Annotated in this window: 9 protein-coding genes; 1 reads left to right on the top strand and 8 read right to left on the bottom strand. The window is 35.2% G+C overall.

Features of this window, described 5'->3' with window-relative positions:
* Positions 1–64 precede the first annotated feature (64 nt).
* A complete protein-coding gene (locus tag ESY88_RS19740) occupies positions 65–1204 on the top strand; it encodes an IS91 family transposase (protein WP_147129059.1) in 1140 nt (379 codons plus the stop codon).
* Between the two features lie 350 nt (positions 1205–1554).
* On the opposite strand, the gene ESY88_RS21245 is transcribed toward ESY88_RS19740, so the two are convergent.
* The 8 genes from ESY88_RS21245 to ESY88_RS19715 form a co-directional block, all read right to left on the bottom strand.
* Entirely contained in the window at positions 1555–1950 is a 396-nt protein-coding gene (locus tag ESY88_RS21245; protein WP_189702672.1) for a hypothetical protein, read from the bottom strand.
* A 317-nt stretch (positions 1951–2267) separates the two neighbouring features.
* The gene (locus ESY88_RS19735) at positions 2268–2759 is read right to left on the bottom strand and encodes a hypothetical protein (protein WP_147088553.1); all 492 of its coding nucleotides are present in this window, start codon (positions 2757–2759) and stop codon (positions 2268–2270) included.
* Positions 2760–3198: 439 nt separating this feature from the next.
* Entirely contained in the window at positions 3199–3696 is a 498-nt protein-coding gene (locus ESY88_RS19730; protein WP_147088554.1) for a hypothetical protein, read from the bottom strand.
* A gap of 254 nt (positions 3697–3950) precedes the next feature.
* Positions 3951–4109, bottom strand: a complete 159-nt coding sequence (locus ESY88_RS21240) for a hypothetical protein (RefSeq protein WP_189702671.1) — start codon at positions 4107–4109, stop codon at positions 3951–3953.
* A 68-nt stretch (positions 4110–4177) separates the two neighbouring features.
* Positions 4178–4429 (bottom strand): hypothetical protein, encoded by a 252-nt coding sequence (locus ESY88_RS19725; RefSeq protein WP_147088611.1) that lies wholly within the window; start codon positions 4427–4429, stop codon positions 4178–4180.
* A gap of 2108 nt (positions 4430–6537) precedes the next feature.
* The gene (locus ESY88_RS19720; RefSeq protein ID WP_147088543.1) at positions 6538–7449 is read right to left on the bottom strand and encodes a hypothetical protein; all 912 of its coding nucleotides are present in this window, start codon (positions 7447–7449) and stop codon (positions 6538–6540) included.
* Between the two features lie 140 nt (positions 7450–7589).
* Positions 7590–8075 (bottom strand): hypothetical protein, encoded by a 486-nt coding sequence (locus tag ESY88_RS21235; protein ID WP_189702670.1) that lies wholly within the window; start codon positions 8073–8075, stop codon positions 7590–7592.
* Between the two features lie 146 nt (positions 8076–8221).
* Positions 8222–9346 (bottom strand): hypothetical protein, encoded by a 1125-nt coding sequence (locus tag ESY88_RS19715; RefSeq protein ID WP_189702669.1) that lies wholly within the window; start codon positions 9344–9346, stop codon positions 8222–8224.
* Between the last annotated feature and the right edge of the window lie 68 nt (positions 9347–9414).

Raw genomic sequence — 9414 nt, 5'->3', positions numbered from 1 at the left:
ATCTGCACGTGGCCAACCTGCCCAGTGGTTCGAGGTTTTCCCCGCTGGACAAGCTCTACGGTTGATGCGTCCCCGACATACGGTGGCCGACGTTTTGGAAATGGAGCAGCTACAGCTCAAAAGTCTGGGCCTGACCTCCTGGCACTGCCGTGCCCTGCAGGCGATAAGAAGGTGCCGGACCAAGGCTATGGGCGGACACATTGATAAATGCGACTGTTGCCACGCGTTGCACATCAGTTACAACAGTTGCAGGAACAGGCATTGCCCAACATGCCAGGGGCACAAACGCGAAGAGTGGATCAGGGCACGGGAAGGCGAACTCTTGAACGTTCCCTATTTTCATTTGGTGTTTACCCTTCCTAGCGAATTCAACAGCTACGCTTTGAGCCATGGCAAAATAGTGTACGGCAGTCTGTTCAGGGCCGCTTGGCAGACCTTGCGGCAATTTGGGGACAACCCCAAACATTTGGGCGGCAGAATGGGCATGATCGCGGTGCTGCATACCTGGGGTCAGAACATGAGTTTGCACCCCCACCTGCACTGCATTGTTCCGGGCGGGGGACTGAACAGGTCAGGACAATGGAAAAAGGCGAAGAGCAATGGGAAATACCTGTTCAATGTAAAATCCATGAGCAAGGTATTCAGAGGGAAGTATGTGGCCGAGCTTAGAAAGAGCGGATTGAAAATTCCTCAAGAAGTTTACAGTGCGGTGTTCGGTAAAAAGTGGGTGGTCTTTGCCAAACAACCTTTTGGAAGTCCAAGATATGTCATTGAATACCTGGGCAGATACACCCATAAAATAGCGATCAGCAACCATCGGATTACGGATGTTGACCGCAAAAACAGAAGTGTGACCTTTACGGCCAAGGATTATCGCCGTGCAGGCAAGAAAGTCAATTTGACCTTATCGAGCCAAGAATTTGTCAGGCGCTTTGCCCTGCACGTTTTACCCAAGGGATTTACCAGGATACGGCACTATGGCATTTTGAGCAGCAGCTGGAAAAAAGAGAAGTTGCCAAAACTACAAGCTGAACTGGCCACTGTAAAGATTGAGCCTGTCAGAACAAAAGAACCACTTTTGCACCGCCGATGTCCTGTCTGTAAAAAAGGGAGACTGCATACGATACTATTGTTCAACGATCGTGGGCCTCCAGAGAATTGGCGGGTTTTACTGAAAGACAGGAAATTGAATGGGAGCAACTGAAAATTATTCTGCACATGCGGACTGGCTCTACTATGCCTTAACTTTAAAATTAAACGATGAAAACCAGCTATTGAAAATTTAAACCACTAAAAAGCACTCATGGCGTTAGAAAATAATTGAGCTTCATACCTTCTGACCTTGTCAATAACAGCGCAAACTCCAGCCATCCTTCTTTAAATTCATCGTTTTACCCATAGACGGCAAATCAACCGGATTCGTCAACACAGTATTCAGCTCTGGCCTATCGGCGAGCCGAATACTTAGTTATTGCCAGTAGTTTTTTATTTCCACAATTCATTTATTCAGCTTTTTATTCCATCTTAAATTCCGGCGTTGATTTTAATTTAACTTCAATAAATTTCATTAAAATAATAAATCAAAAACAATGGAAACCAGATTGAAATTAACAAATATATGTTACTATACCACTTCATTTTTTTGTCAATCGTTTTATTCCGCTTAATGATTTTTTCAGTTCCGTTTTTTATTGAATATCTGTAAAAATTCATTGCGATAAATATTATGTACAACGCAAATATTGAATACGGAAGAAATTTTTTTCCCACAAGAGTATTTAAATCAGTCATAAAATAAATTGCAATTAATAAAATCAGAAAATTTGTTCCTTGGCAAAATGAAATCATAGAAATCGGAAATACTTCTGGGTCAGAACCAAACTTTTTTTGTTTTTCATAATGATATTGGAATAGGTCATCATAAAATTCCGTAATGTAATTCCAAATCATATTTTATTCAGGTTTCGAGTGAGTTCAAATTACTGGCAACGTTTGGTGTAAGAATAGTTGCGGGGGTTAAACACCTAAAATAACAAAAATTGACCGAGCCTGTGGAAATTCCGCAGGAATTTCCAAGTAGGCGAGAACCAAGCAATTATTTTTACACGGTGTTGGCAAATCGTATTTTTTAATCAGTTTTTTTCGGAGGTGGTGGAGGTGGAGCCTGATAACGAGGCATACTATTATTACTTTTCGGTTTAGGAGAACTATTCGGATTGTTCGTTGGTCTTCCTTGTGGTCAACTATTTGATTGTTTTGCCATAATATTATGTGTTAAATACTAGTTTAAAATATTCGTCTGTATTTTTTTTACATTTTTTTACAATTCCTTTGGGTTTACTTCTGATAGTTTCCGCTATTATTGGATTAATATCAGTTTCCAGTTTTTTAATTTTAAAGAAAACTTTTGTTGCTTGTTCTTCTGTTATTCGTCCAGATTCGAAGTCATACCACAATTTCTCAATTCTGTTGTAGTAATCAGCGTAAAACCTATGAATGTCGTCAAGATTTTTTAACTGCTTTTCATTCATAATTAAATGAGGTTGCAATAATCTTAATAATGAAATTCCAGCAATTACAATACAAGCAATAAGTGGTAAATTTTCCCATATTTTCCAACCCATAATTCCTGCAGAGGAAAAAGCAAGAATTCCCATATTGAAAATTCTCAAAACAAATCTTTGTCGGTCAGAATAAGTCGAAGTAAATTCAATATTATGTTTAGATTGAGTTAATTCTGCCCAAATTCTATTTCTCATAAATTTTTATTAGTCTCCTTTTTTATGTTTGTGTGGTTTTAATGACGGAGTATTTCTTGGGGTACTTTTATTGTCTCTTTGACGTCTGTCTGGTTTACCTGTTGATTCAGCTGTTCTTTTTGGTCCTGGCTTAATTCCCATAATTGTTATTTTTTGTAGTTATTAAATTGATACACTGCAAGTTCGTTATTTTTAGTGATATTTAGATTTAAACTTTTTAACATATTGATTTATAGTTGTTAATAAGCTGCTTTTTCTTTTAAGATAACTACCTATTGTCGGGGAATTCGGATATGTTTGCCAACGTGTTTGTGTATGGAAAGTTGCGTGTTTAGACAACTAAAATAGCAAAAGAAAACGAACCTGAGGATAATCCGAAGGATTTTCCGAGCAAGCAAGAAACTAGCAATTTTTTATACACGGTGTTGTAAAACGTTTTTTATTTAAATTTCAAATTCTCCTTTAATTCTATTCGGAATATTTTCATATTTTTTTTCATAATGTAATATGGGAAAATCAATATCAATGTTGCTATTGGAACAAACAATATTAATGCAGGATAAGCTTCTTTTGTTATGATTACATAAAATAATATCAAAAAGAATATTGGTCCAACTATTATCGCAAGTGTTGAGATTTCATCATATCCAAAAATTTTCACGTTTAGTTTGGTTTTCTGATTTACCACACTTATTATTCCAACAGCATTAGACGATTGAATATTCAGATTCATAAATTTTCTTTTTTTTCTCAAAGTGAATTTTTTATCCCCTACTTTTCCACAAAATATTTTCTTTGAGCGATATAATTCGTCTAATAAAATAGGTGTTTCTTCATCAACAATCAGTTTAATTCTTTTCTGAAATTCTTTTGGTTCAATATCATATTCAAACTCCAAGGAATCAATTAACTTTAATTTTTTAAATAGACTTTCCATTTTTTCCTCAAATGTTTTACAACGTTGTTGTGTATGGTTAGTTGCGTAAAAGTACACGATTCATATTCCGCACTACAATATAGTTAAATGTACACAAAGATCGTCGTCTTAGCCAGCTATAGCAATTGATTATACACGTCTTTGTTGGCATTTCGTTGTTTTTATTCAGACTACTAATTATTAGGTTTAATTGCGTAAACTTTTTCAATTCCGATTGAATTAATTATTCCGATACTGGTTAAATCAGAATTCTATTAGATTGATGGTTTTGCAACTTTGCCTGTCACAAACAATCCAATTCCGGCACCAATTCCGACACCAGAAATAAAATCACTCATATCATTCTCAATTGTAAATTGAATTATAATCCCAATTATTAATAGTACTAATCCAATTATTCTTATTTTATTCATGTTTTTTTGTTTTTCAATTCAGATTCCGATTCCGCAAACGAGCTTAAAGTCAAACGTTTTGTTTTAAATCACTCTTTTTTATATATCTTATGTTCTATTTTCTTTTTCTCTAAAATCGCATAAAATTTTCGTGGCGAGATTTTCAAGTCTTTTGTTATTTCACTCACTTTTTTCTTTCCTTTTTTATACAGCTTTAAATTCTCGTTTACTTTTTTGTCAAAGTAATGTTTTTCCAGTTTCTCAACGATTTGTAATTCAGTCAGATTTGAGTCATTCGCATATTTTTCAATTTCCGATTTAATCTCTTTAAAATTACTCATAATTTTCATTTTTAACGGTTCTGCTCAATGAATGCCAACGCTCTTGAGTATGATTAGTTGCGTGTCTCAAGCGCTAATTTAGCAAATAAAAACGAACTAGCGAATCCACGAGGATTTTCGGAAGAAGAACAAGCCAAGCAATTAATTATAGGCGATGTTGTGAAAAGTGGCCTGGAATTATGGTGTTTTGTTGTTGCTTTCCCTGAGATAGTGGGATTGAGTGAGTTCCGCCGTTCCCAAAATCCGCGAACTACTTGATTCCGTTGGAGTGGGAAATTCCGTGTGAGTGAGCAATTCCGCAATACGATTTTACTCAGAGTGGATTTGAACAATTCAAGATCCCGCAAACCTTTCTGTCGACAAACATGCTAAAAGGCCGAGTGTCATTTTATCGGACTGGATTAGAAATCCGAAATAAAAATTCCGCGACCGTAAAAAGCAATGGTTTTTTGAATTCGGATTGTCTAGTTCTGAGTGAATTCCGCCATTTTTTACAACGCTCTTGAGTATGATTAGTTGCGTGTCTCAAGCCACTAATTTAGCAAATAAAAACGAACTTGGGCATCCACGAGGATTTTTGGAAGAAGAACAGGCCAAGCAATTAATCATACGCGATGTTGTAAAATGTAGTTTCGTGAATTTCAGACTTTAGATAAAATACTAATTTGAGTTGTGCGCTCGAGTAAGCAAATCCGCGAACTGCTTAAGTTCCGCATCGTGCATAATTCTGCACTTGACTAAATTCCGCATCTTGAATAATTCCGCAAACTGCAAAGGTTCCGTTATTTATTCCGCAAACTTACTTTAGAAAATCCATCATTAATCGACTGTTTTTTGAATTATTATCCGATTTTAAATTCCGCAAACTTGCTCAAGTTTCCGCAACAGTTGATTTTCCGGAATAGTTCAGACCAGACAGTTTACAGATTCTGGATTTTATGGATCTGAGTGAATTCTGCTATATTTTACAACGCTCTTGAGTATGATTAGTTGCGTCTTGAAGCCACTAATTTAGCAAATAAAAACGAACTTGGGCATCCACGAGGGTTTTTGGAAGAAGAACAAGCCAAGCAATTAATTATACGCGATGTTGTAAAATGTAGTTTCGTGAATTTCAGACTTTAGATAAAATACTCATTTGAGTTGTGCGTTCGAGTAAGTAAGTAAATCCGCGAACTGCTTAAGTTCCGCATCGTGCATAATTCTGCATCTGGCTAAATTCCGCATCTTGAATAATTCCGCAAAGTGTATAGGATCCGTTATTTATTCCGCAAACTTGTTTTAGAAAATCCCTCGTTATTAGACCGTTTTTGAAATAAAATCCGATTTTAAATTCCGCAAACTTGCTCAAAATTCCGCAACAGTTGGTTTTCTGAAATAGTTCAGACCAGACAGTTTTCAGAGTCTGGATTTTTTGGGTCTGAGTAAATTCTGCTATATTTTACAACGCTCTTGAGTATGATTAGTTGCGCGTCTCAAGCAGTAAATTTAGCAAATAAAAACGAACTAGAGTATCCGCGAGGGTTTTCGGAAGAAGTACAGACCTAGCAATTAATTATACGCGATGTTGTGAAAAGTGGCCTGGAATTATTGTGTTTTGTTGTTGCTTTCCCTGAGATAGTGCGATTGAGTGAGATCCGCCGTTCCCAAAATCCGCGAACTTTTATATTCCGCTCGAGTGTAAAATTCCGTGTGAGTGAGCAATTCCGCAACACGATTTTATTCAGAGTGGATTTGATTAAGTCAAGATTGCGCAAACCTTTCTGTCGACAAGTATTTTAAAAGTCTGCGTTTCATTTTACCGGACTGAATTAGAAATCCGAAATAAAAATTCCGCGACCGCAAAAAGGAATGCTTTTTTGAGTTTCGATTGTCTAGTTATGAGTAAATTCCGCCATTTTTTACAACGGTTTGTATATGAAAAGTAGCGCTGAAAATAAGCGATAACTTTTCGGATAAAACACAAGCCGAATTTTTAAATTTTACTAATTATTTTATTTTTGGGAATTTGTCAAATTTAAAAATTTGGCGACTTCCCAAAAATGCTCGAACCTTTGTGTTAGCAAAGACTTGCGCTATTTTTTATATACGTTGTTGCCACACGTATTTTATCGCAAGTAGCCCAATTTTCTCAATTCCTCATATCTTTCTGGAATTTCGGAAATTCCTTGTTCACTTAATAATTCGGAAGTATTATTTTCGTAGATTTTATACGAACCTGTTCCGCTTTTACAAGTATTTACTTTTTGATTACTATCTCTTATTTCATATATTTTTTTCCATTCTTCTTTGGTTAACAGTTCGTCTTTCAGATACTTTATCATCTCACGAGCAGTTTTGTATTTCCTATTTTCTTTATATTCTTCAATCATTTTTTTGTTCCTAAAATCTGAATATATTAATGCGTCAGCAACATAAAGTTGGACGTGGATGTTTGGATAATCTATAAGTTGCCATAATAGTTCTTCTCTTCCTAATAACTCAATAACAGCAATTCTTCTGTCAGTTGCTCTTCCGACAGTTGAATATTCGCAAATCCAACCATATTCATCGTAAGTGCCAACTCCTAACAATTCATAATATGCTTTTAAAATTCTTTTTGATTCGTTAACACTCAATTTCAAACTATCTGCAAGATTTGGCAAATAGGAATGAGCATATTCTAACCAAAGTTTTTTGTCAAAATAATTCGTGTTTGTTTCTTTCGATGTGTTCGATATTTGACTTTGGTATTCTAAAACTTTATCGTTAAAACTTATTATTTTAAAATCCGCCACAAGTCCTTGTTGAACGTATTTATATTCAAATAATAGACTGTCTTTTCGTTCGTAAGTATAATGGCCTTCGTTTGAATTACTAGACTCTTTTAGTTTTTCCCAATTCAAAGACTTTAACAAGTTGGAAGTAAGCATTGGTTTTTTATCATTATTTTCGGATGGGAAATTTCCAAAATCAACGTTTTGGGCATTCAACATTGTGTTGAAAACTAAAGTTAATATGATGAAACTGATTTTTTTCATATGTGTGGCAACGTGTTTGAGTATGATTAGTTGCGTTTCTAAAGCACTAATTTAGCAAATATAAACCAACTAGAAAATCCGCGAGGGTTTTCGGAAGAAGAACAGGCCAAGCAATTAATTATACGCGATGTTGTAAGCAGTTATTTTCCGCTCGATTGGTATTCGCCGAGAACTGCCTTTCCCGCTTTTTGCTCAAATTTTTTGTTAAATGCAAACATATCCCAAAACCAAACTCTTTGTGCTATTTTCAATTCAAGTTTTCTTTCCTTCTCTATCCCATTTTCAATTTCCTCAAATCTGTATAAATATCTGTCAGGTAAAGTTATTGGCAATTGTCCAACAGTCAGCATTGATATAATTATTGGTTGTCCACAAACAAAACTCTGTTCAATCGGATAGAGCTTTATTTTTAAGTCGGCTTTTGAACTATCAGAGATTATTTCAAACAATTCGGATGAAGCTAATATTTCCAGTTCCTTTTTCAGAGTATCATTGATAATATAAGCACTCCGTTTTGGATTGTCATTTTCAATCTTGCGGTATTCTTTTGGATAAACTTTATAGGAATAACAGGAGCTACAAAGTATTGCCAAAAGTCCTAAAATTATCAGATACGTTTTTTTCATAATTGCTTACAACGTGATGTGTATGGTTAGTTGCGTGGTTAAGCAGGAAAGTTAGTAAATAAAAACTGAATAGAAAATCCGCGATGATTTTCGTAAGTAGGCTAGAACCAAGCAATTAATTATACACGGTGTTGCCACACGTATTTTTATCGGAAGTATCCCAAACTCTCCAATTCCGAATATCTTTTCGGTATTTCTAAAATTGCACTTTCGCTTAATAATTCATCAGTTGTGTTTTCATAAGTTTTATATGAACCAGTTCCGCTTTTACAAGTTTTCACTTGTTGATTACTATCTCTCAAAGCATAAATTCTTTTCCAATCATTATCGCTTAATAGTTCGGATTCAAGTTGCTCAATATATTCGTTACTATCTGAAATTCGATAATTAAGAGATTCAATTCTCCAATCCGTTATTTTCTTTGATTTCAAACTATCAAGTTCCTCTGTCATTTGGGTTAGTTCAGCTTTTAAATTCTCCTCGATATACTCTTTCTTTTGTAAATCGTCATAAATTAAAGCGTCAGTAATATATAATTGAACTTGTACATTTGGATAATTAACTACTTGTTCTAATAAGTCTCTGCGTTGGTATCTAATTAACTGCATTGTAGCTTGTCTTCTTTGAGTTGCCATTCCTACGGTTGAGTACTCGCAAATCCAGCCATATTCGTCTCTTGTTCCTACACCAATTAATTCATAGTAAGCTTTTAAAACATCCTTTGATTCAGCAACTGTTAATTTTAAAGAGTCTGGAAGGTTTGGCAAATATTTATGAGCATATTCTAACCAAACTTCCTTATCAAAATAATTTGTATTCGTTTCCTTTGATGTGTTTGAAATTTGACTGTGATATTCCAATACTTTACCGTTAAAACTTGTCAATTCAAAATTAGCGACACGACCTTGTTGCACATATTCATATTCGGTTAGTAAACTGTCCTTTCGTTCGTAAGCGTAATGTCCTTGATTTGAATTACTAAATTCTTTTAGTTTTTTCCAATTCAATGACTTTAGCAAGTCAGAGGTGAGCATAGGTTTTTCAACATTATTTTCGGATGGAAACTTTCCAAAATCATCATTTTGTGCACTCAACATCGAGTTAAAAACTAAAGTTAATATGACGAAACTGATTTTTTTCATATGTGTGGCAACGTTGATGTGTATGAGCCGTTGCGTGTCCCACACACGAACCATTAAAGGTACAAAAATACGCTGGAAAATTCCCAAGAATTTTCCAGATAGGCACAGACCCAGCAATGGCTTATACACGGTGTTGCCAGTAGTTTTTATTCCGCAATTTTCTTTAATTTTTCCGCTGTTTTAGGTTCAATTTCTCC

Origin of the sequence: Subsaximicrobium wynnwilliamsii, assembly GCF_007997225.1 — a bacterium.
Lineage (GTDB): Bacteria > Bacteroidota > Bacteroidia > Flavobacteriales > Flavobacteriaceae > Psychroserpens > Psychroserpens wynnwilliamsii.
This window is presented reverse-complemented; position numbering and strand designations above follow the sequence as displayed.